General features: G+C 41.9%; 18 protein-coding genes and 2 pseudogenes. All 20 read right to left on the bottom strand.

All coding sequences use genetic code 11. The features are described 5' to 3' along the window. Positions 1-368: 368 nt before the first annotated feature. Positions 369-2,511 (bottom strand): annotated as a pseudogene (locus tag ACOXXR_RS00510) (pneumococcal-type histidine triad protein); the annotation flags it as partial. 159 nt (positions 2,512-2,670) lie between these two features. Continuing rightward, a pseudogene (locus ACOXXR_RS00505) lies at positions 2,671-3,447 on the bottom strand (pneumococcal-type histidine triad protein); the annotation flags it as partial. 9 nt (positions 3,448-3,456) lie between these two features. Next, positions 3,457-4,392: a metal ABC transporter solute-binding protein, Zn/Mn family gene (locus ACOXXR_RS00500; protein WP_445278524.1), complete on the bottom strand. Its 936-nt coding sequence runs from the start codon at positions 4,390-4,392 to the stop codon at positions 3,457-3,459. Between the two features lie 183 nt (positions 4,393-4,575). Next, positions 4,576-4,782 (bottom strand): LPXTG cell wall anchor domain-containing protein, encoded by a 207-nt coding sequence (locus ACOXXR_RS00495; RefSeq protein WP_445278523.1) that lies wholly within the window; start codon positions 4,780-4,782, stop codon positions 4,576-4,578. A gap of 3 nt (positions 4,783-4,785) precedes the next feature. After that, on the bottom strand, positions 4,786-4,854 hold the full coding sequence (locus tag ACOXXR_RS00490; RefSeq protein WP_445278856.1) for a hypothetical protein: 69 nt from the start codon (positions 4,852-4,854) through the stop codon (positions 4,786-4,788). Positions 4,855-4,950: 96 nt separating this feature from the next. Beyond that, positions 4,951-8,745, bottom strand: a complete 3,795-nt coding sequence (locus tag ACOXXR_RS00485) for a GBS Bsp-like repeat-containing protein (protein WP_445278522.1) — start codon at positions 8,743-8,745, stop codon at positions 4,951-4,953. Between the two features lie 143 nt (positions 8,746-8,888). Then, entirely contained in the window at positions 8,889-9,941 is a 1,053-nt protein-coding gene (locus ACOXXR_RS00480) for a galactofuranosyltransferase (RefSeq protein ID WP_445278521.1), read from the bottom strand. A gap of 27 nt (positions 9,942-9,968) precedes the next feature. Next, positions 9,969-11,072: a UDP-galactopyranose mutase gene (glf, locus tag ACOXXR_RS00475; RefSeq protein ID WP_445278520.1), complete on the bottom strand. Its 1,104-nt coding sequence runs from the start codon at positions 11,070-11,072 to the stop codon at positions 9,969-9,971. A gap of 9 nt (positions 11,073-11,081) precedes the next feature. Beyond that, entirely contained in the window at positions 11,082-12,494 is a 1,413-nt protein-coding gene (locus tag ACOXXR_RS00470; protein ID WP_445278519.1) for a flippase, read from the bottom strand. Further along, complete coding sequence (locus tag ACOXXR_RS00465) at positions 12,491-13,651, bottom strand: polysaccharide polymerase (protein WP_445278518.1); 1,161 nt, start codon at positions 13,649-13,651, stop codon at positions 12,491-12,493. The genes ACOXXR_RS00470 and ACOXXR_RS00465 overlap by 4 nt, the downstream gene beginning before the upstream one ends. Before the next feature lie 38 nt (positions 13,652-13,689). After that, positions 13,690-14,655 (bottom strand): glycosyltransferase family 2 protein, encoded by a 966-nt coding sequence (locus ACOXXR_RS00460; RefSeq protein ID WP_445278517.1) that lies wholly within the window; start codon positions 14,653-14,655, stop codon positions 13,690-13,692. Between the two features lie 34 nt (positions 14,656-14,689). Then, complete coding sequence (locus ACOXXR_RS00455; RefSeq protein ID WP_001033091.1) at positions 14,690-15,688, bottom strand: Stealth CR1 domain-containing protein; 999 nt, start codon at positions 15,686-15,688, stop codon at positions 14,690-14,692. Between the two features lie 2 nt (positions 15,689-15,690). Beyond that, positions 15,691-16,848, bottom strand: coding sequence for a glycosyltransferase family 4 protein (locus ACOXXR_RS00450; RefSeq protein ID WP_000822224.1), 1,158 nt, complete (start codon positions 16,846-16,848; stop codon positions 15,691-15,693). A 3-nt stretch (positions 16,849-16,851) separates the two neighbouring features. Beyond that, entirely contained in the window at positions 16,852-18,024 is a 1,173-nt protein-coding gene (cps2T, locus tag ACOXXR_RS00445) for a beta 1-4 rhamnosyltransferase Cps2T (protein WP_445278516.1), read from the bottom strand. Between the two features lie 37 nt (positions 18,025-18,061). Then, positions 18,062-19,435, bottom strand: a complete 1,374-nt coding sequence (locus tag ACOXXR_RS00440) for a sugar transferase (RefSeq protein ID WP_445278515.1) — start codon at positions 19,433-19,435, stop codon at positions 18,062-18,064. A gap of 19 nt (positions 19,436-19,454) precedes the next feature. Continuing rightward, positions 19,455-20,150 carry a tyrosine-protein kinase gene (locus ACOXXR_RS00435; protein ID WP_445278514.1) on the bottom strand — a complete coding sequence of 232 codons (696 nt, stop codon included), beginning with the start codon at positions 20,148-20,150 and terminating at the stop codon, positions 19,455-19,457. Positions 20,151-20,162: 12 nt separating this feature from the next. Next, complete coding sequence (locus tag ACOXXR_RS00430; RefSeq protein WP_023024692.1) at positions 20,163-20,858, bottom strand: Wzz/FepE/Etk N-terminal domain-containing protein; 696 nt, start codon at positions 20,856-20,858, stop codon at positions 20,163-20,165. 42 nt (positions 20,859-20,900) lie between these two features. Beyond that, on the bottom strand, positions 20,901-21,632 hold the full coding sequence (gene cps4B / locus ACOXXR_RS00425) for a capsular polysaccharide biosynthesis protein Cps4B (RefSeq protein ID WP_445278513.1): 732 nt from the start codon (positions 21,630-21,632) through the stop codon (positions 20,901-20,903). Beyond that, the gene (gene cpsA, locus ACOXXR_RS00420; RefSeq protein WP_042361442.1) at positions 21,625-23,103 is read right to left on the bottom strand and encodes an LCP family glycopolymer transferase CpsA; all 1,479 of its coding nucleotides are present in this window, start codon (positions 23,101-23,103) and stop codon (positions 21,625-21,627) included. The genes cps4B and cpsA overlap by 8 nt, the downstream gene beginning before the upstream one ends. A 174-nt stretch (positions 23,104-23,277) precedes the next feature. After that, positions 23,278-23,661 (bottom strand): hypothetical protein, encoded by a 384-nt coding sequence (locus ACOXXR_RS00415; protein ID WP_445278512.1) that lies wholly within the window; start codon positions 23,659-23,661, stop codon positions 23,278-23,280. Positions 23,662-23,688: the final 27 nt, after the last annotated feature.

The raw sequence follows: 23,688 nt of genomic DNA, 5'->3' as shown, positions 1-23,688 counted from the left end.
GTAAAAAGAAAGATTGTCTACATCTAAAAGAGGCTGGGACAAAAGTCCTAGCCTCTCAATTGTCTTTGGATTATCGATCAAGACGCAGTGGTTGAGTGGGCTCTACTGCGCTGATTTCATCATTTTTTACAACCCTACTCAACTGTGCGGAGGTGGGACGACGAAATCGAATTCTAACGAATTACCGATTTCTGTCCCACTCTCTTTTCTGTTATTTCTACATAGGTCCTAGTCCGTCGTTTCTTCACTTGTGACTGGGCTGACTTCTGTGTTTTCTGACTCTGGAGATGGAGTCTGAGCAGAATCTGAAGCTTCTTCCTTATTCAGGTTAGGATCACTCGTGGCAGGACTTTGAGGGGCTGGGGTTGCTTTGTCTGCTTCCGCCACTGCTGTCGATGGCGCCGCTAGCAAATCATCTCGAAGAGCTTGAATCGCCTGTAACAAGGCTTTCTTGTCGCTCTTCGGATCAGCTAGTTGATCAAAGAGAGCTTCTAAGCGTTCAAACTGAGCATCACTGGCTCCTTTTTCAGCCAATTGTTGGTGGAGAGCGATCAACTGGTTATAAATCTCTTGATAGAGGGCTACGTCTCCCAGTTGAGGTTCTTCTGTTTTCTTTTGCTTTTGTTGTTCAATCGTTTCACCAACTTCACGCAAAAGAGTTTTCCCAGTTGTCAAAGCCGTGTCAGCATCTGGCTCTTGGCGCACCTGTTCCAAACGTTCTTCAAAGGCAGGACGTTTGCTTTCTTCTACTTGTGGCAACAGAGAGGTGATTTGTTCTACAAGTGCTGTCAAGAGACTGGAGCGTTGACGAGACTCTGTCTTTTCATCCAGGTCACCATAGACCCCCTTGAGGAAGTCGTAAACAGCTAGGTTATAGGACGGAGCATCTGCTCCCTTTTGATCCAGAACTGTTTTTTCAATTGGATAGGTTGGAGCATTTTCTTGGGACACTAGTTGGTCAATGGCTTGCTTGGCTTGGTAGAGTTCCATGAAATGGGCTTTTGAGTCCCAAGCTTCTTCAAAGGCCTGAGCCCGGTAGAGTTTCAAAGCAAGGTCTGCTGCTGTCGCCCGCAATTCTGGTGTCAAGCGCGCATCACTTAAACTTTGGTAGAAATACTTGAGGTAGTCCACTGAAGTCACACCGGTCCGATCTTGCATCTCCTGAATGGCCTGCAACAATTTTCCTTCTTTCTCCAATCGTTGGCTATCCTTGGCCGTATAGGCTTCCTGCAACTGAGCAACGAGGCTTTCTTTCTTGAGTTGGAAGGCTTCGGTATCTAGCAAGCGAACCTGCTCCAACAATTCCTGGTAGCGACGGTCCAAGGCCGTTTCTTCTTTCGGTTTGACTTCCTGGGTCGCGTGGATATATTCCTTGTCAACTTGGTCAAGACTAGCCAAGTAGCCTGCTGTCGAATTGCTTGGGAAGTTTTTAACAGTTTCTAAGAATTGACCCAAGTTCAACTCAATCCGTCTTTGTTGCAGAGGGTCTGAAGCGTACAAAGTCCGACTTTCTGCTAGGAGTTGGTTGACCTTGTCCTCTACAGCTTTCTGGTTCAAGTCACCTTTCTGGTAAGCTGATTGGATGGTCGGCAGACGGTGAGCCAGATAGTCCGCCAAGCCTGCTGAGCGCACCTTGATATAGTGGTTATGGTCTCCATGCGGAATGACAAATTGACCATTCTCGATTTGCATCGTATATGGTGAAATACCAGAGCGAAGCGCTGTTGCATAAAGCTCGTTGATAAAGTCTAGCTCAGGATTTCCTGTTTCAAGTGGAATCCGGACATGCTCCTTCCGTACTGCATAAGGGTGGATATGGGTTGGATCGTATTCTTGGTCTGGATTGTTAAAGACAAAGAAACCGTTGGAAATCTTGATAGCTTCTCGAGGAACGCCGTAAGTCTGGCTAATGTACTGAATCTTTTCTTCATCCGAAGCATCGCGGGAATAGGTCGCCACATCATCTGTCAGTGGTTGACCCTTGTCCTCTTCCTTCTTACCAGCCAACACCGCCTCTGCAGCTGCGATCTCTTGAGGTGAGAGATCCTTCTTGTAGAAGTAATGGGCATGGTCTCCGTGAGCGACCATATAACCCTCGTCATCCTTGCTGATGACATGATCTGCATGGAATCCATGATCGTGCTCATGGGCCTGTTCACCTTCATGATGATGATCATGATCGGCTTCATGCTCCTCATGGTCATGCTTGTGATGAGGATCCTCCTTCTCATGGTCGTGGTTCTGATCGACTGGTTTTGTGTCTGGGCTTGAAGGTTGAGTTGGACTCTCTTCTTTTGCGATACTTCCACCTTGTGTACGGGATAGTTGGAACTGTCGTGCCAACTCCCGCTCTAAAGGCGAAAGGAGACTATAAGGGATGAAATGGAAATGATCCCCATGAGGATAAACTACCCCTTGATCTGTCCATTTGGTAATCTTACTTGGATCAAAAACAGAACCATCCGACTCAACATGGCGCTCTGAAAGCGGGGTATGCTGCAACTCTTCCAAAAGGCTCGGCAAGGTCCCCCCCTTATTAGTTGCTGTTGGATGAGGCACAGAAGCTGTAATCGTTGGAGTAAACGGGTCTGAGATTGGCTGATTCGGATTAACCGATGAAGCTAGCTGGCTAGAAGGTGGAGCAATAGGATTTACTTCATTTTTTCCTCCTCCATTTAAAACCGCTAAGGCAGCATATAATTCTCCAGCTGATAAGGCACTCTTCGGAATATAGTGGTAGTGTCCCCCATGAGGCACGATAAAGCCATCCCCTGTATCAGAAATCACATCCCCAGGATGGAAGACATAGCCATCATCTGTCCGGTAGCCACCTTGACTTGGATTGGCACCTGCTGTTAGACTGGCTACTGTTTTCCCTTCTCGTAAAGCCTGACTTGGCTGACTAAAATCACGAGTTTGCCCAGATTTTTGGGCATTCTCTTTCGAACCTGAAACCAGCTCTCCTTTTTTCTGTTGGGCAATTTCCTCCACCGAACGAACATTCCGTGTATGTTGCGGATCGGTTAGATAAAGGTAGTAGGTCCCATCTTTCTTGATAATATAGCCATCTCGCACCTGTGTGACTATGTCTGATTGCTGTAGTTGGTAAGAAGGGTCCCGTAAAATCAACTCCTCACTAAAAATCGCATCATAAGGGACCTTGCCATTGTAGTAATGGAAATGATCTCCATGAGAAGTCACAAAGCCCTCGTCAGTAATCTTGACAACAATTTGCTCAGCTTGGGTCTTTTCCTTCGAGTTGACGGATTCAATGCTTTCTTCCTGCTTGTTTGAGCTGCTAGCTGACTTTTTCTTGTCTCCTTGTAAATACTGCACCTGATTCTGACTCTTTTTGTCTTCCTTGACTGGTGCTTGCTGACTTAAGGCGTAGGCACATAAACCTAGACCTAATGTTGCTACTAATCCAATTGTTCCTTTTTTCTTCATTCTTTCTACTTACTCCTGTAATTCTTTCGCTAGACTCGCCATATTTTCTTCTAGGTTCTCCAAGAAATCTTTGTTATTTTCCGGATCCGCTTCGAGAGGATCTAACACCTTCACTTTTGCCCCTGTCGCCTTGGCAATGCTATCGGCTACCTTGGACGAGGTATGCTTCTCAACAAAGATCGTCTGAACTTGATAGTCCTTGACAAACTGCTGAATCTCAGCCAATTGACGGGCTGTTGGTTCCTGCTCAGGCGAGATCCCTGCGATTCCTAATTGTTTCAGGCCAAAGCGCTTGGCTAGATAAGAGAAGGCTGTATGCTGGGTCACAAAGGTCTTTTGTGTCGCTTTTTCAAAGAGAGGCTGGTATTTAGCCACCAAAGCCTCACAGCGTTTTTCAAGTTTTTGGGCATTGGCCTCATAATAACTTCTGTTCTCTGGATCAATATCTCCCAATTCTTGGGCGATGATCTTCCCTTCTTCAGCAATTTTCAGTGGATCCATCCACGTATGAGGGTCATACAAGTGTTTTGCATCCTTCCCTTCCGTATCCTCAATATCCTCTAATCCAGCGACCTTGTCCAGTTCCATTCCTTTGCTGGCTTCGATGACCCGCAGTTTCGAGTTTTGCAAGCTAGGGTCTAGACGTCCGGCCCAAGATTCGAGTGTGTGAGAATGGTAGACAAAGACATCCGCGTCATAGATCTGGGCTGTCTCCTTGGCTGAAGGTTCGTAATCATGAATCCCAGCGCCTGACTGAACCATCCAGACCTCGTTTCGATCGCCTGAAATCTCCTTAACTAGGGAATAGACAGGATAAAAACTCGTCACAATTTTGAGCCCCTTTTTCGTTGAGTCAGCTCCTGAACTTCTCTGGCTTCCACAAGCCACCAAGAACAAGAGGCAGATGAATCCTATTCCTAAGGCCCTTAGTTTCCTCCCAAACATGTATAATCCCTTTCTTTTTCTTAATCGGTTTATTAAACAGTTAATTAACTAGTTAATAATAACGCTAATTTTTTAGTTTGTCAAGAATTTTTTGTATTTTTGACCACACAGAAAAAAGAGGCCCCCTAAGGGGCCTCTTCTATTCTCGCGATTGATTAAACAATTGTTAATCAAGAAATGCGCTTATTTTTTCTTCTTTTTAAGGAGATAAGCTGCACTGCTTGCTACCACAAAGGCTAATACCAAGCTAATCAAGGAGATGGTTGTACCAGTGCTTGGCAAGAAACCAATCTTCTTACCTGGTTTCTTAGGCTCTGGTGTAACTGGTTTTGTTCGTTCATGTTTATTGGTCAGAACAACATTACCTTGACCATCATCGGTTTTCGTCACTTGTTAACCTGTTGGAACATCAACTTCTTCCACCGTATAGGTGATAGCTTTCCCCTTGACATTTTTGTCCAAATCCGCAAACGATACCAAAAACCAGCCCCTTCATGGAGCTGGTTGTCTTTCTATTATAGAAAGGTCCTTAGGCAAAAATGCTGAAATCCTTGTTAGTTATCTATAACGTGGTGTCGCAAATCCTCGGATATTGCCGTTTCCGATACGGTAAACATTGCGTTTCACGGTTCCAACATCACCGGAATTTCCTTCGATTGTATGAATCAGTCCATTTTCAACGTATTCAACAATTCCAATATGATCCGCAAATCCATCATTTTGTTGATAGTTTTGGTCCCAGTTAAAGGTAATGATATCACCTGACTTTGGTGTAGAAGCCCCGTTTTCATTCCAAATACCAAGATTTTTAAAGATTTGGATATGGCGTTCCACTCCACACTCACGACCAATCAAATGACTAAGCCCTTCTCGTTGGAAGACAGTTGTGACAAACACATCGCACCAATCATCCGTATTCTTCACTGGATAGCCTACTGGCAACGGATGGACACTATTGTAATCTCTGACCAATTTAAGGTGCTCTGGAGATCCAGTCTCAACGCCAATCAAGCTTGACGCTGCCTTTAGAACTCGACCTAACTGGCCACTGGTATCACTTGTAGAAAGATGCTTTAGAGTAGTCTGATTTCTATTTGTAAGGCTACGGTTTTCTACCTGCACCGTCGTACCACCAACACCAACTTGACTACCGTCACCCTGAATATAGTACAAATGGACATGATAAGTACCTGTCGAAAACTTATGGTCAGAAGCCTTCACGCTGACCTTGTAAGTCCCATTTGATTGACGAATCGCTTCATACCAACGAATATCATCTTGACCGTCTTTTTCAGACCAAATTGGTACTTGAACAGTATGGACACCTTTTGAACTATAGACATCACTAATAATGACATCAAAAGCACCAGAGTCTTTATTGTTATTAACTACTGAAATAGTACCAACTGGCTCATTATGTTTCACATCTACAATGGTCTCTGTAACATAACGACGTCTATTATTCTGATCAAGATAATGAACATGAACTTGGTACTGTCCAACTGAGTTCTTGTGGTCACTTGCCTTGATCGTTGCTCGATAGGAACCATCAGATTGACGAACAGCCTTATGCCAAATTAAATCATCCTGGCCTCCTGCTACACTCCATGATGGAACCAAGACTTCCTTCAAACCTGTCGGTGAGACTACATTACGAACTACTGCGTCAAATGTTCCTGTACTTGAGTTATTGTTCTCAATCGAAAGTGTCCCTTGCGGCTTAGATTGACGAACTTCTACAATGGTCTCTGTAACATAACGGCGCTTGTTTTCTTGATCAATATAATGAACATGAACTTGGTACTGTCCAACTGAGTTCTTGTGGTCACTTGCCTTGATCGTTGCTCGATAGGAACCATCAGATTGACGAGTGGCCTTATGCCAGATTAAATCATCCTGACCTCCTGCTACACTCCATGATGGAATTAAAACTTCTTTCAAACCTGTCGGTGAGACTACATTACGAACTACTGCGTCAAATGTTCCTGTACTTGAGTTGTTGTTCTCAATCGAAAGTGTCCCTTGCGGCTTAGATTGACGAACTTCTACAATGGTCTCTGTAACATAACGACGCTTGTTTTCTTGATCAATATAATGAACATGAACTTGGTACTGTCCAACTGAGTTCTTGTGGTCACTTGCCTTGATCGTTGCTCGATAGGAACCATCAGATTGACGAACAGCCTTATGCCAAATTAAATCATCCTGGCCTCCTGCTACACTCCATGATGGAATCAAGACTTCCTTCAAACCTGTCGGTGAGACTACATTACGAACTACTGCGTCAAAGGTACCTGTACTTGAGTTGTTGTTCTCAATCGAAAGTGTCCCTTGCGGCTTAGATTGACGAACTTCTACAATAGTCTCTGTAACATAACGGCGCTTGTTTTTTTGATCAATATAATGAACGTGAACTTGGTACTGTCCAACTGAGTTCTTGTGCTCACTTGCCTTGATCGTTGCTCGATAGGAACCATCAGATTGACGAGTGGCCTTATGCCAGATTAAATCATCCTGGCTTCCTGCTACACTCCATGATGGAATCAAGACTTCCTTCAAACCTGTCGGTGAGACTACATTACGAACTACTGCGTCAAATGTTCCTGTACTTGAGTTATTGTTCTCAATCGAAAGTGTCCCTTGCGGCTTAGATTGACGAACTTCTACAATGGTCTCTGTAACATAACGGCGCTTGTTTTCTTGATCAATATAATGAACATGAACTTGGTACTGTCCAACTGAGTTCTTGTGGTCACTTGCCTTGATCGTTGCTCGATAGGAACCATCAGATTGACGAACAGCCTTATGCCAAATTAAATCATCCTGGCCTCCTGCTACACTCCATGATGGAATCAAGACTTCCTTCAAACCTGTCGGTGAGACTACATTACGAACTACTGCGTCAAAGGTACCTGTACTGGAGTTGTTGTTCTCAATCGTTACGGTGCCACTTGGTTTTAAATCCTCTGGTCGTTTTCCAATAAAAACATTTGTCACGGTTCCACCAACACCCGTCATCTGTCCATTGTTCTGAACATAGTAAAGGTGGACATTATAAAGACCAGTTGAGTTTCTATGGTCCGCCGCTTTTACATTAACAGTATAGGTCCCGTTTCCTTGACGATTTGCTGTATACCAGACAATGTCATCCTGACCACCTATTTCTGACCAGATTGGCACAGAAACAGCTTGAACACCATTTGGTGCTTTGACGTTTGAGACCACAACGTCAAAACGACCTGCTATGGTATCGTTATTGACAATGTTAATCTTCCCACTTAAGTTGCCTTCTGTCGGGTCAGATGCAGGTTTTGCGTTCGCTGTAAAGCGACCGGTATAGTCCACACTGTGGTCAAAGAGGTGCTTTCCTGGAAGCAATTCCGCCTGAGAAGTGAACTGCCATGCGCCAGCTTTTCCATTGTAACGCAAACTTTTCGCATCATTTACAGATAGTTTCGGAGAAGGATATTGGGCAACCCAGAAATTCTGAAGACCAAAGTGAGCAGTGTTGACAGGACCTTTCTTGCGAAGGTTGTTTTCATCCAACCAGCTGGCACTAGTGTAGAACATCAAGTTGGTGTAGCCATTTTTACGCATTTCATCCACCCAAGCTTGAGTATTGCGGTTGATATTTGACTGAATCTTAGCATCTTCAAAGTCATTGACCATAAGAGTATTCTTTGGAAGATTCAAACGTTGTGCTGCCGCAATATAGAATCGTGCTTCTGCACGCGCCGCTTCTTCAGAAGTATAGCGAGAGAAGTGGTAGGTCGATACTTGCAGACCCGCAGCTTGTGCATTGCGAATTTGGTTCTCCGCATTCGGGTTCTTGTACCAAGTGTCTTCTGTCAATTTGACAACGACACCGCCTACGCCCTTATTAGCTAAGGTACGGTAGTCGCCAATACTAATCTCTCCGTTGTGGCTACTCACATCAACGAATGATTTTGGCTGAACTGCCACATCCGTAGAGCGACTAGCTGGAGCGTTTGAACCCGTATTGAAAAAAGTGGTGCTTCCTGCATCAGACTGAAGAGGAGTTTCTTCTGTCTTCTCAGTAGGCGCTACTTCTGTAGATTTTTCTACAGATGGTGTACTACTTTCCGAAACAGTAGTAGTACTCGTAGAAGCCACAGACTGTTCGGTCACATTTGCTGGTGCAACGTAGTTGCTTACGATAGGTGCTGCGGTCTTTTCAGAAACGGCTACTTCTGGTGCTTTTTCAGTTTGCACTTGCTTGCCTTCAGTAACAGCAGTTTCTTTTGAAACCAGCTCATCTGCACTTACTCCTTGAGTAGATGCAGCCATCAATATTGCTGCTCCCGCATAAAAAATAAGATCTTTCTTTTTCATTTAACCTTCTCTTGTATATAAATTTTATACTTTTACCATTTTACCATACGGCATCATTGATGAAAAGTTCTATGATGGCTTTTTTAAAATTAGTTTTATTTTTTGGAGAATATAAAAGAAGTTCAAACGAACTTCTTTTAATCTCATTTTAAATGGGTTAAGGCTGTCTTTAGGTAGTGACCATCTCGAATTTCTTGGCCAACACGCTTGGCATTGTCCACCAAGTCTTTGTAATCAGTATCTGAAAGATTGTCGATTGTCTCCTTCAAATTATGGAGAGAATCTACTGCAATCCCACAGCTATTCTCTAAGACAAAATGTGAGAGAGCAGATTCTTTCCAAACCACCAGAGGAAAACCTGCTGCTAGGTAAAGAGAAGCTTTATGAGAATTGTTAAAACGCAGATAGTTGCCGTAAGTACCCTGACATGTTTCCGAACTATCCCCATCCCACACTAAGCCAAAACTACCTTCTAGAGCTACCGGTAGATCATCAGGCATAAAGGCACCAAAGTAAGTGATGTTATTCAAAGCACGGCTTTCATCATACCCAACTCCATAGAGATTATAAGCAGGACTCTCTGGTAAACTATACAGATAGCCTGATTTTGTTTGGTTTAAATTCCCAGCAACGATGATTGCTTGTTCTTTTTGAGGAAGAGACTTTTCTTGAAAATTTGGAATCAAATAATCAAAAATCTCTAAACTAACCATTTTATTAACTGGAAATCCTTGATTAGCTAAAACGCCCTTCATGATGTCATTATGAACAATAATCCCATCCACAGACATCATAGCTTTCTTCTCTTGGAAATAGTTTCTCAATTTATGTCTCAATTTCACTTCAGAGCCTGCTGCATGGCGCAAGGTTTCAACATCATGGATCAAAAGATAGAATTTAACTCCTCTTTTTTGCGCCTGCTTGATGAGTTGTGAAATGAAAAATGTATGGTGGATAATCGGGAACTGAATCAGCAATTCATCTCCAGCACCCAACTGATCAAAGACAGATTTGGTTGCCTGATATTTGTGTTGCTGAGCTTTAAAGAAATTCATCTTATACCAATTCTCAACCTTGAGTTCAAATCCCTTATAACCCTCTGAGATTAGAATAGCTTCTACGTCATTCCGTGCCTTATTTCCTGCATTCTTTTCGTGTGCATTATGCAGAAATGAATCTTTCAGATAATATTTCACCTTTTCTCCCCTTTATCTGTGATGTTCTTAGATACTCCCTAGTTCTTCTTCTACCACATCCAATGCACGTTCAACAGTCACATGCATATCATAGTATTTATAATCTGCCAAGCGCCCACAGAAGATCACGCGCCCATTTTTCTCAGCTTCTGCTAGATACTGTTCATAGATTGCATTGTTTTTGGCATCATTGATTGGATAGTAAGGCTCATCTCCTCTTTTCCAATCTGCTGGATATTCACGAGTAATAACGGTCTTGGCCTGAGTCCCAAACTCAAAATGTTTGTGTTCGATGATACGCGTATAGGGAATATCACGCTCAGTATAGTTGACTACAGCATTTCCTTGATAATTTTCTTGGTCCAGAATCTCATGCTCAAAACGGAGACTGCGATACTCAAGTTCACCAAATTTATAGTCAAAGAACTGATCAATCATCCCTGTGAAGACAATCTTAGTTGCTGAAGCCTCCAAGTTCTCCCGATCTGCAAAGAAATCTGTATTGAGCTCTACTTCGATTCCGCCCAACATGTTTTCAATGATGACGTTATAGCCACCGATTGGAATCCCTTGGTAACGGTCGTTAAAGTAGTTATTATCAAAGGTCAATCGAACTGGAAGACGTTTGATAATGAAAGGAGGCAAGTCTGTGGCAGAACGTCCCCATTGTTTTTCTGTATAGCCCTTGATCAACTTTTCATAGATATCTGGACCAATCAATTTGATGGCTTGTTCTTCCAAGTTTTTAGGCTCAACATCTTTCATGTCAGCCGTTTGCTCGGCAATCTTGTCCTTCACTTCTTGAGGAGTCTTGGTTCCCCACATAGCGTAGAAGGTGTTCATGTTGAAGGGAAGATTGTAGAGGCTCCCCTTGTAGTTAGCCACCGGTGAGTTGATATAGTTGTTAAATTCAGCAAACTGATTAACATAGTCCCTAACTTTTTTGTTTGAAGTATGGAAAATGTGAGCACCATACTTGTGGACGTTGATACCTTCCACATTCTCACAGTAGATATTTCCACCGACGTGATCGCGCTTGTCAATCACTTTTACTTTTTTACCACGTTTTGTAGCTTCGTGTGCAAAGATTGCGCCAGACAAACCAGCTCCGACGATAAGATAATCGTACATAATCTCTCCTTATTTTTTTATGATACTTTTTAGTTCTTGAAAATCCAAGATTCTTAAGATTAAAACCAAGCCTCCGTAGACTAGGAAGCCAAGTACAGAACATATCAATACATTTACAACAGATGAGAAGTTGATAAAAGTTTTTATAAAATACAAAGCACCATACATCAGGAATGCTGCTAGAAGTATTTTTAGCATGGATGGTAGAATCTTGACCTCTTTTAGATAAGAACGTGTAAAGTAGAGTTGGATCAGCCAGACCAAACCTTCGGTCGCAACAGATACAATTGAAGCTCCAATATAGCCCAGAGGCGGGATCAAGAGGAGATTCAAGCCCACACTAAAAACAGCTGGAATAGTTGTCGATAGCATAAATTCACGATTCTTATTGTGAGGAATCAAGATTTGAATTCCCATTATATTGGTCCAGCCAATAAAGAACATTCTAAAGACCATGATGGCAATCGCATAGCGAGCATCTTGGAAGTCTTGCCCCAGGAAAAAATTGACAAAATCTTTGTTAACAATTAAAATCCCCGCAATCATCGGGAAGATAACCAAGTTATACACTAAGAAAGACATTTCATGTAACTTGTTAACCGCCTTTTGATTGCCTGATGAGAGGAGATTGGAGACCCGGGGCAACATAACACTACCAAGCGACGTTACCAAAGTCAACAAAATATTCAATAATTTCAAGGCTTGATCATAGATCCCGACATCCTTGGTCGAAGATAAGGCACCTAACATAGTGCGATCTAGCGTGATGTAGAGTGAAATGGCAATCTGTGGCAGAAACAAGAGAATGACTGGTTTGATATGCTCTTTGGCATAGGCTATATCCAGATGCGGCTTGCGAATGTGTTCCCGAGCAGGAAGCCACATACTCAACTGACCTAGTAGATCATAGGCAACCAAGAGGATGATATACAAGTACAAGTCAGATGGTTTCTTAACAAATAGGAATATCGATACAACACCTAGAAGTTTGACCATTGTGTTACGAGCTGTGATTTTTTTGAAATCTTCTAACCCTTGAAAAAGCCAAGAAATATCAAAACCACGAGACAGCAAACTAAAGCCAAGTATATAGGCAATTGGATTGTTCATCGACGGCACAAGCAAGCAGACAACTATATAAAGCGTAACCGCTAAACAGGTTGAAAGGACTTGTAAACTGTAAATACCCCAGAAGGTCTTTTCGACTTCCTTACGATGGCCGGAAATTTCCTTTGTCCCATAATTGGCCACCCCAAGTGTCGCTAAGAGTATAAAGTAAGTTACTATTGAGTTGTAGTACCCATAGGAACCTAAGTCATTGGATGAGAAAACCCGAGTAATATAGGGTGTAGTAATGACTGGTAAAACGATTACTAACAGCTGATAAGAAAGATTATATAAATAATTTTTTAATACTTTCACAAGGAGTTCCTCGTTGTAGATTTCTTCGATTCAAATTCAATAACTGGCAAGGTTGCAAATAGAGTAAACATAAAAATATTATAAGACGGGCGAACCCAGAAGGCCTCAAACATACAGTTAACTGCTATTAAGGATAAGGCCGTCAATAGCAAATAATTCTTTTTGCGATAAAATGACCAAGACCTAACTATGTATAACACGACCAATAAGAGAACTGGAATCATCCCATAGGTAAAGAGCATCTGAACGTAGGAAGAGTCTACATAGTCGTAGCTCAAAACGGATTCTGTACGCCCCCCATAACCGACAAATGATATGCCCCGAGTCCCAAACCACTGCACTGCATATTTTTTTAGTGCCTCATGTCCTAGGTGTAATCTCATACTAAAAAAATTGTTTAGAGCCACATACATTGGATGAGACCAGGTAAATTTAAAAGAGAGATAAATCATTACTGAAGACGCTATACCAGCCGATAAAGGAAGTAAAGCAAAAAGCCGTCGCTGTTTATCATTTCGGAAATAATAGTACAGAAAAATGAGCGCCATTACAGTAATAGAAGCGGCATTAAGCCTCGCATCGCAATATCGAATAATGAAATAAGCCAGACCAAATCCTAAGGCAGTCCGTAAAACAAGGAATTTCTTTCTAAAGATATACGATATAGCTGTATATAGATAAAAACAGTGAGAAGCAAAATCAGTTGGATAAATAAAGCCAAATGAATTTCGAACAACGACTCCCGCAGATCGTGATTGGACAAATTGCAAGTTTGGAATAGCACCAATCACGGCCAAGAGCACTATCAATACAATAAAAAACAAGGCTACAACAGAGTATATTTTAAGTACACTTTCCATCTCAGCCTTGTAAAGAAAGACAAGTAGAAACATATACATCAATGCATTAAGGTTCCCAGTCTTATAGTAAACCATGCCCCCAGCAAAAAGAAGAATTGGTGCAAAGATGAGATAGCTTATAGCGTAGTGATGAATATAAGCAAATCGCATAGCAAGTAACAGGACCGCAAAAAAAGGAACTACATTAGGAATATTAGGTAAAACAGGAGCTAACATAGACGTATTGATCATATCTATGGAGACAACCACTATTAAAACTGCTGCAATTAGCAATTTATCACGTTCTAACTTTAACATTTTCTTTTTCCTTTTCTTCTTTCATCCCTAACTCTTACTTAGGATTTTTTTAACTTTTTAAATTGATAATAGAGCCGCGGATACTTAGTAATTAAAACATAGAGGATCCTACGTTTCTTGCTAACTCTAGCATTCTTCAAAACAAGTGGCAAATAAGGCCTGGTTTTCTCCTGAAGTCTCTTGAATTCTACCGAATCCCCATCCTTAATCATCGTAAAGATAAGAAGACTTCCTGTAAAGAAGCGAGAAATGATGGCTTCTTGGAGTTCTGAACTCTCAGGATAGGTTGCATTCACAACCTCTTTTAAATGATCAATTGCTTCGTAAAACTCGTATTGTTTTGGTGTGAAAGCCGAGGCAGTAATGCTACCAGGTCTATGGTAATAATGGTAAATCGGAAGATGGTACAAGGCCACGGATGGGGCTTGGTTGAGATGCTCGCTGATAACATAGAGGTCTTCGTAGATGCGCCCCTTGGGGAAGGGAGCTTTCTCAAGAAGTTCTTTCCGGTAGAGTTTCCCACAAGCAGAGACCGTTACAAGGTCTCCATAAAGCATCTCAGTCAGAGCCTTTGCCTTGTCATAGACCTTAACTTGGTCTAAATCAAGCTGATCCAAGTGAAAATTTTGAAAACGATGATAGTTAGCTGTTGGCTCTACTTTGCCACTCACCATATCTACTTGGGTACGACTTTGTAGCTCTGCTAGCAGTTCCAAGGCGCAGGGTTCCAGATAGTCGTCTGGATCTAGGAAAGTAATCCAGTCGCCCTTGGCTTTCAAGACCCCATAGTTCCGAGCATCAGACAAGCCACCGTTGACCTTATGGTAGCTAGTCACCCAATCATATTGCTGGGCATACTGGTCACACAAGTGTCCTGAGCCATCACTCGAGCCATCATCAATCAAGAGGACTTCCATATCCTTGTAAGTCTGATGTTCCAAACTCTCCATGGCATAATGAAGGTAGTCCTCCACATTATAAACAGGCACAATTACCGAAATCATATTTCCTTTTCTTTCTCTTACTTAGTTTTACAGTTTAAATCTCAAATGAGCTTCTATCTGGAAGCAGTTGATCCATAGCCTTGATAAAGTCTGTCATCACCTGCTCCTCGTCTTGAATGTTAAATCCATCATTGATACACATAATTTGGTATTTGCCAGAATTTAGTATCTTCCAAAAATCTGGTCCGGCATTATCCAAAGAAAAGAGTCCTCCCAACTTAGGATTTCCGATAGCGTATTTACCACTGGCAATCTGCCAATACTTAAAGAGCCAAACATTGGTATCAGAAGGATTTCTAAAGCGACTAGCCGAGGTTCTTTCCAAGACAGCTTTTTCCTTTTCCCATACCAAGTTCATCGTTGATCTTAGTAGAGGATAGGGCAGATGACTCTCCCAGAAACCACAGATAAACTGACTATTTCTGTATAGTAGCGACTTAACGATACTTTTTAATCCCTGCTTTGGATCAAAGAATTGGCCATTCTTCAAAATTTCATTTCGACTGAAATAGCTAGTGACAATCTCCATGTCATTTATCTGAAAATTCCCCGTTCCATATCGCTCAGGAATAATCGGTGAAAGAGCCGTATTATATTTGGGTAAACCATCCTCTGAGAAAAAATCTGTCGGCTCGACTGGAGCTGTCAAATACATATCGTCATTAAAAAAAACAAAATGCTCTGAGAGACCAGGGATTCGATGGATGTTACTTTCGATAGGATTGGCAGAAAAAACTGGTAGGTAGTCATTACAGATAATTTCTGTATGATCTACCAACACCAATTTTTCACTATTTATATCTAACCAGCTTGGCTTTTGCTGGTCAGTCACGAGGTAGACCTTATTGACCCAAGGAGCAAATTTTTCAACTCCTCTAAACCAATATTTAAAGGTCCCCCATTCTCGGTAAGCCTTGACTGAATTCATACTCTGTTTAGAAGTATTAACCGAGCCATCATAGCTTGATTTTTTTTCTTGCCATACAGGATCATTCCCATCAACCCAAGTCACAACAAAATCTATTTTATTCATAACTAATCTTTTCTATCTGTTTTATACAACTCCGAAAAGTTCTTGATGTAACTCTCCAAAGAAAACAGCTCTTTTTGTCTCTGATATCCTACTCGCCCAAATTTTTCTCTTTTTTCAGAACTATCTAGTAAGAGAGAAATGGCATTAGAAAGTTCTTGAGGACGATTTGGTTTGACTAAGCAACCACTTTTGTCATCTACTACCATTTCAGCTATTCCCCCATTGTTATAACCAACAACTGGTTTTGAACAAGCCATGGCTTCTAGGACTACTGTAGGTAGGGAATCAGGTTTTATACTTGGTAAGACAAAGATATCAAACATATTATAAAGTTCAGAAGTCTTATCGTAGTAATCAATACGATGAATTTGTGACACAACAGATGAAGAAGCTATTCTCTTATCTAGTTCTTCTAAGCGCCATTCTTCACCAGGAAAAACACCTCCAGCTAGGAAAGCCACCGCTTGCTCATTCTTTTCCAAAAGTGGCTCGACTGCTTCTATGAAATCATTTTGTCCTTTGATAGCATTGACCCGACCAATCATGCCAATCACAAGTGCATCTTGCGCAATGTCAAATTTTTCACGAATAGAAGACGCATCCATTGGATAATAGACAGCATTATCGACACCGTTATAAATCACTTCCACTTGGCTATCTTTGATAAAGGGAGACTGCTTGATATGATTAGCGACCGCTTGGGACACCGTCACAATCTTGTCTGCATATCGTCCCATGAGCATATTGATAAAGTCAGAAATAGCTTTGGGTTTGACGATAATCTCATGAACATGCCAAATCAAAGGCAGCTTGAGCTTGCGTTTCAAATAGATGCCCTCCAAAACAGCCGCTGTATTATTGTGAACCATATCTATACTGTGTTCTCGAGCATAGAGGGCGATTTGCTTAGCATAGAAATTATAAGAGCGAATATAGTCGGCAATGCCTTTAGGATTAAAGTATTTTCTACGTAAAATCGGATAATCCAACACGCTGACCTTAGCTCCAACTTGGCGCAAAGCCTCGACTAAAACACCGTCATTTGGCAAGATGACGTGAGCTTCAAATTCTTTGGAATCCAATCCTTTGATCAATTCCAATAAAACCTTATCTGCTCCATACATTTCTGCACCAGCATGCAAGTATAAAATCCGTTTCATTCCCTATCCTTTAAACACTTCTTCATAATCTGACACAATCTTTTCCCATGTGAAAGCTGAGATAATTCTTTGGCTTGACTTGAAATCCAAGTCAGCTATCACTACCTGATCAAATCCCTCTACTTCCTCAATGACGCGTGCCAACTCATCTTTTTTCCAATAAATAGCCCCGTCTTCACCAACCTCACGGTTAAAACCAACATCTAGCAACAAATTCAGTTTTGTAGATGCTAGAGCTTCCAGTAGAGAAGGGTTGGTCCCTCCAACCTCATGCCCATGGAAATAGGCAAAGGCATTTTCACGGATGTACTTAAGCAACTCTTGGTCATAGACAGTCCCAACAAATTTAACTCTAGGATCTTTATCAAAACCAGTATCTTGTAACAACTGGTCGTAAAATTTATTCTGCTCCACATTTGTGATGAGAACAAACTCCTTTTTGGACTTGGACTTGATAAATTCACGAATCATGGCTTCGTAGTTATTTTCAGGAACAAATCGTCCCACTACTAGATAATAGCCATTTTCGCTAACTCCTTTTTCCTGATACCAATCCCGAACTTTGGCATCTTCTGCTTTCAGGATTGAAGGAGCTGTATCTGTCCCATAGGCAATATAGGTGGTCTTTGGCTGATACTGCTTATAATCCTCATGGATATATTGTTCAATATTTTTGCTGTCACAGACCAGTAAGTCTGCATGTTTGACCATGAGTTGCTCTGAAAATTTCCAGTACTTCCGAACTGGCAGGCTCCACTTTGCTCGCAACCATTCATGACCATCAGGGTTTACCAGCAAAGAGCCACCAATCGCACGAATTTTTTTCTTAAGTCCAGAAATAAAAGGACCGATGCGACAAGCTAGAATGTAAAAAATAGGAGCCTCGTCCTTGTTCTCCTTAGCCAATTCAATAGCCTTGTTGACCGCTGCAATATCGTAAGCGATGGCGCGGGCCGGTCCGATATTAGGTACATCGATGTTGAAGCAAATGGCTCCATTGTGCTCAAACTGATCTTCCGTGATACCAGACTTGGCAGAATTTTCACGCATACAAGCAACATAGTATTGTATGTTGCTGTCTTTTTGATATTCGGTTAATTTTTCGACAAAGGTTTCAAAACCACCATATTTCGCTGGAATTCCCTTAGAACCCACGATATAAACTGACTGTTTCATTTTTCTCCTTACATGGAAAGGACGAAGCAGGAATTTCCTACTTCGCTCCATCTCGTTTAAATACCACTTTGATCGTTTTCAGCAAAATTTTAATATCTGACCAAATGGTCCAATCATCAATATAAGATACATCTAAGCGAACCACTTCGTCAAAATCTGTAATTTCGCTGCGGCCACTCACCTGCCAGAGTCCTGTAATACCGGGCTTAAAGCTCAAGCGTCGTTTTTGTTCTGGAGTGTATTTCTCATACTCATCCACTGTTGGCGGACGGGTTCCAACTAGACTCATATCTCCTTTTAGGACATTAAAGAATTGTGGTAGCTCATCCAGACTGGTCTTCCGGATAAAGCGCCCGATCGGCGTAATCCGAGGGTCATTGTCCATTTTGAACATGCCACCGGTCATGGTGTTTTGATCCATCAATTCTTTTTTCCGCTCCTCTGCATCAACATACATGGAACGGAATTTATAAAATTTGAAATAGCGCCCATTTTTCCCGACCCGTTTCTGGGCAAAAATAGCAGGTCCTCCATCCTTGCGAATCAAAGGTACCAATACAATCGCTACCAAGCCACAGATGAGCAAACCTACCAAGGATCCACAGATATCGATCACACGTTTCGCAGTCACATGGCTAGGTTTGTAGAAATTAGTCGAGAAGGTAACGACATTGAGTCCAGCCATTTCTCGAATGCGTTTGTTGCCGGCAAAGTTTAAATCAAAAGCATTGAGGTTAACGGTAACATCGATCCCCATAGTCTCAAATTGCGAGACATATTCCCCAATGTCATACTCTTCACTTGGAAGGTTGATAAAGACTTCGTCCACCACTTCATAGGTCGCATAGGTCAACAGGTCTTCCTTTGGAACAACCCGAACTCCTGGGTGTTGAAAGTTTGGACGATCCAATACCGTTACAGCTACTACTTTTCCACCGCTGTCATTAGATGAAAGAAGTCGATCGAGGACTTTATCCAGACGAGAATTCGCTGTAATCAAGAAAATCTTGTGACTTCCCTTGAGATTGTAGTAAAAGCGACGCCAATACCGTTTAATGAAGTAATTCATTAAATAAAGGACAAGAGTCAGAAGAACCAGAAAATAAACCATCCCACGACGGGAAAGGGAAAACTTCTCCTCCAAAAAAAAGCTCGAAAAACTAATTGCAAGCGCAAAACACAAACTATATTTCAAGGTTTGTAAGAATTCAACGAGATGTCCACGTTTGAAATAATCTTGGTTGTAATCACTGACGTAGAAGGCTACGAAATGCAATAAATACAGATAGAAAATTGTATTAGAGTGGATTTCTGTCTCTGTTACAAAACTAAACAAATAAGCCACAACTAAGACTGGTAAGCTTTGGAAAAATGCCAAAGCAAATTTGTGAAATCCCCTTCCTTCTGTCATAATATCTCTATCCTATTCCTTATCTTTTTTTCCCATAATTGCCATAGTTCCCGTAATTACCGTAGGAACCATATTTTTCTAATTGAACATCAAATTTATTGAGGACGACTCCTAGGAATGGTGTTCCTGTCTGTTCCAGTTGCTCTTTAGCTTTTTGCACAGACTTGCGACTCACAGCTCCTGATGCCGTCACGACTAAGCTTCCATCACAGCGTTGAGCGATAATCGCCGCATCAATGACCATCCCAATCGGAGGTGTATCGACAATAATGTAGTCATAATGATTGCGAAGTGCCTCAATAATCACTTCGAAATTTTTACTTTGTAAGAGGCCTATAGGGTTAGGAGAAATTTGCCCCGACAAGAGAACGTCCAATTTTGGATAATCAGTTGTTGCAATCGCTTGGGAAATTTCACTCTTACCAGAAAGCACTTCTGTCAAGCCAGAGACACGACCTTGGCTTTTAAAGACACCTGTCATGACCGAATTACGAATGTCCGCATCGACCAATAAGGTGCGATAGCCCGCACGCGCAAAGGCTGTCGCCAAATTCGTAGAGATGGTTGATTTTCCTTCGTTTGGTTGTACAGATGAGATGGCAACGACCTTAATATTGGTCCCACTCAACTGAATATTGGTACTCAAGGCATTAAAATACTCTTCAGCCTGAGTCATCGCTGTTAATTTGCTTTTTACAATTTCTAAGGTTGCCATGAATTCTCCCTCTTACAGTTTCTTCACATTAGGGATCACACCTAATAGTGTGATGCCCATCACTTCTTCGATATCTTCTGGTTTCTTCACACGGTCATCCAATACCTCTGACAAGATCACCAGAATGGAAATCAAGACACCACCAAGGACAAAGCCAATGACAACATTCCGTTTGATATTTGGCGAAGAAGGATTTTGCGGGACAACTGCCTCATCCAATGTTGTCACGTCAGACACCTTGGTCACAGCAATAATTTTTTCTGCCGCTACATCTTTCAAGCCATTCGCGATGCGAGCTGCTTCTTGTGGATCTGGGTCTGATGCAGTGATGGACAAAATCCGAGTATCTGTCGGAACTGCCACTGAGACTTTCTTAGCAAGCTCTGCTGGAGTCATTTCCAACTTCAACTCTTCAATGGCCTGGTTCAAGACATTTTGAGAAAGGATAATCTCGCGATAGTCTTTAACCAAATAGGATCCCGCTTGAAGATCTTGGTTAGTCAAGGCATTGTTTTCTTGGTTCTGACGGCTGACCACGTAGATACGGCTGGTACTTTGATAGATCTTTTTCGCTACAAAAGCGCTGTACCCTAGGGCTCCAATCGCAAACAGCAAGGCCGTAATGATAATTGAGAATTTACGACGCCATAAGGTTTTAAAGAGGGAGACCACATCCAATTCGATCTCTTTGCTCTCTTGGTTTTTCATATTCACTTTCTCCTTTTCAATCTCCGTGATGGAACTTGATTGTTAAAACAATTCGTCATCCAATAATGTTTGCTGATTTTCAACAAAAAGGGCACGCGCACGGTCACTGCCGTAGCGTTTTTCAATCAACTGATAAGCCTTGTCCATGTATGGAGGGCGCTGTTCGACATTGTGCATATCGCTTGCAACAAAATGAACCAAGTCCTTGTCCAAGAAATATTGGGCACGATGTTTCATGAACTTGTAGCGATCACCAAACAGTTTAGGTTTGAGGACACTAGAACTATTGATCTGGGTATAGCATCCCATTCGGATCAATTCCCGCACCCGTTTTTCATTCTTTTCTAAACAGTGGTAGCGTTCAATATGGGCAACCACCGGAGTCACTCCTAAACGCAAGACCGCACTTAAGGCTTGGTGAATCTCCTTGTAAGGCGTCGCCATACTAAATTCAATCAAGGCAAAGCTAGTCTCAGCAAGCGTTGGAATGGTCCCAGCTTCTAGCTTTTCTAGGATGTCTCGCGTATAGTAGATTTCTGCTCCGAAATGCAAGGTCATTTCTGGCAGATAGGTCTCCACCATCTCTTTTACTGCCAAGTAGTTTTGATAGATCTTTTCTTCTGGGGTTTCAAACATCCCTTTTCGACGATGAGATGTCGAAACGATGGTACGAACCCCCTGACGGTAGCTTTCCTCGATGAGGAGCTTGCTATCCTCAATCGTCTTTGGTCCATCATCCACATCAAAGACAATGTGTGAATGAATATCAATCATTGTTTTTTCCTTCCATGATTTGGTTTATCTTTTCTTTGGCTTGTGCCACACTATCAGCGTTCAGCTCCATCATGTAGAGGGTGGATCCTGGCATAGCATATGAAGGCAAATCATTTCGTCCTTGTCCAGTGACAGCTTGTGAAGTCACCTTGTAACTTCCGCCAGTCTCCAACTGGGTATTCACCAAATTCATAATCGTTGGCAAGGGCATATTGGTTTGCAAGGAATCTTGTAAACCAGAAATGATTTCATTGTAATTGCTCAATGCTTTGGTCGATGTTAATTTATGGATAATGGCTGCGATCACTTTTTCTTGGTTCTTCCCACGATCGTTGTCTCCACCTTCGAGAGAGTAACGTTCACGGACAAAGCCAAGGGCCTGTTCCGAATCCAAGTGGACTTTTCCTACAGGGAAGTGGTAGTTCCCGTGTAGACTTGTAAATTCTTGATCATTTTCTACATCAATCCCTCCGACTAAGTCGACAAGCTTCAAGAAGGAGGTGAAGTTCAAACGGACATAGTAGTCAATCTTGATGCCATACAGATTTTCTAGGGTATGAATAGATGCATCTACTCCATAAATCCCAGCGTGGGTCAATTTATCCCCTTGGTTGTTTCCGCCATCGGCGATCGGTACATAGGCATCACGCGGAGTGGTGGTCAACAAGACTTGCTTGGTCTTTCGGTTGACCGTCATAATAATATTGACATCAGATCGAGAAACCGAAGTGACTGGACCGTAAGTATCAATCCCACTGACATAGATGTTAAAGGTGTCCGCATTCGCATCTGCCTTGGCTTTGGTTTCAACTTGACGGCGAATCTTGTAAGAGTAAATTTTCTTCAATTTTTTCGCATAGTCAGCATCCACACTTGCAATGGTATCTTCAAAGGTACTATTCAAGGCAATGGCTTTTGTCTTGTCTTCTTGTAGGGCCTGGTAAGCTGCCACATAAGATTCCACATCTTCAATCGTCAAGTCATGCTGGCGCGTTTTCTTCACTTCCTCTACCAAGGCTTGAAGATCGTCTGCATTGTTATTCCCCGTAGGTGCCGCTACACTACTAATTTCTTTGATATCTTGGATTGGACTATCCGCTTTGACATAGACAGCCATTTCAAATTCCGTATAGTTGGCATTTCGGTTCACATTTCCAGCGACATCGACCAATTGCTGGGTAACATAGGTCCCCACGGAGGTCCCTAGCAAGCCCAGAACCAATAAAAATAGCGTCGTCTTTTTAGCCTTGCCTGCAAGGATCAAACCCAAGGTTAAAAAAAGTCCGCCAACTAGCAAGGCCGTCACAAGGATATTCAAATAACGGAAAGCTAGGATATTGTAGCTAAAGATATTATAAAGAAAGAGTCCAGCCACAAGTAGCGTTAAGACCCAGAGACCACTATTGACAATACGTAGCTGATCCCAACTGCTCGTTCTGGTTGAACGTTTGTTTTTTCTACTTCGATTCATTTCATCCCCCATACTATTTTCTTAAATATTATAACATAAAATCATCCTAAAAATCGGAATCTATGCCCAATTCTCCACTATTAATTTTATACTATTCTGAGCTCTCTGTACAGCAATATGGGACAAAGAAATGAGTAAATAAAAAAGGTGAGGAAACTCACCTTTTTTATGGGTTTATACTTTATCTTTTGAGGTTGAACCTGTGTCTGAATCCTTGCTAGTTGAAGAATCACTCTTTGAGGTATTACTTCCTTTACGAGTTTCAGCTCCATCAGCAGAGTATTCGTTTACAAAGATTTCCTTACGCAATTCAAGGAAGCTTTCATCACTAAGGATGTAACGTCCTTCTTTGGTTTTCGTCAATTCCAAAGTGTACTCGCGTGGTTCGATGTAACCAAAGTCTTCATTCAAGCGGTCAAAGGCATAATAGAACAAGAAGTTGTTCAATAGAGACAAGCGTTTTTCTAGATCTGGATCTGTGTTGTCTTCTAATTTTTTAACATCTTCAATTCCGTTTTCAAAAAGACTAGATTTTGCACGGTTGATCAAGTTAGCCAAGTCACGTGTTGCAATGGCACGAGATTT

The sequence above is a fragment of the Streptococcus sp. KHUD_013 genome (assembly GCF_052588545.1).
This window is presented reverse-complemented; position numbering and strand designations above follow the sequence as displayed.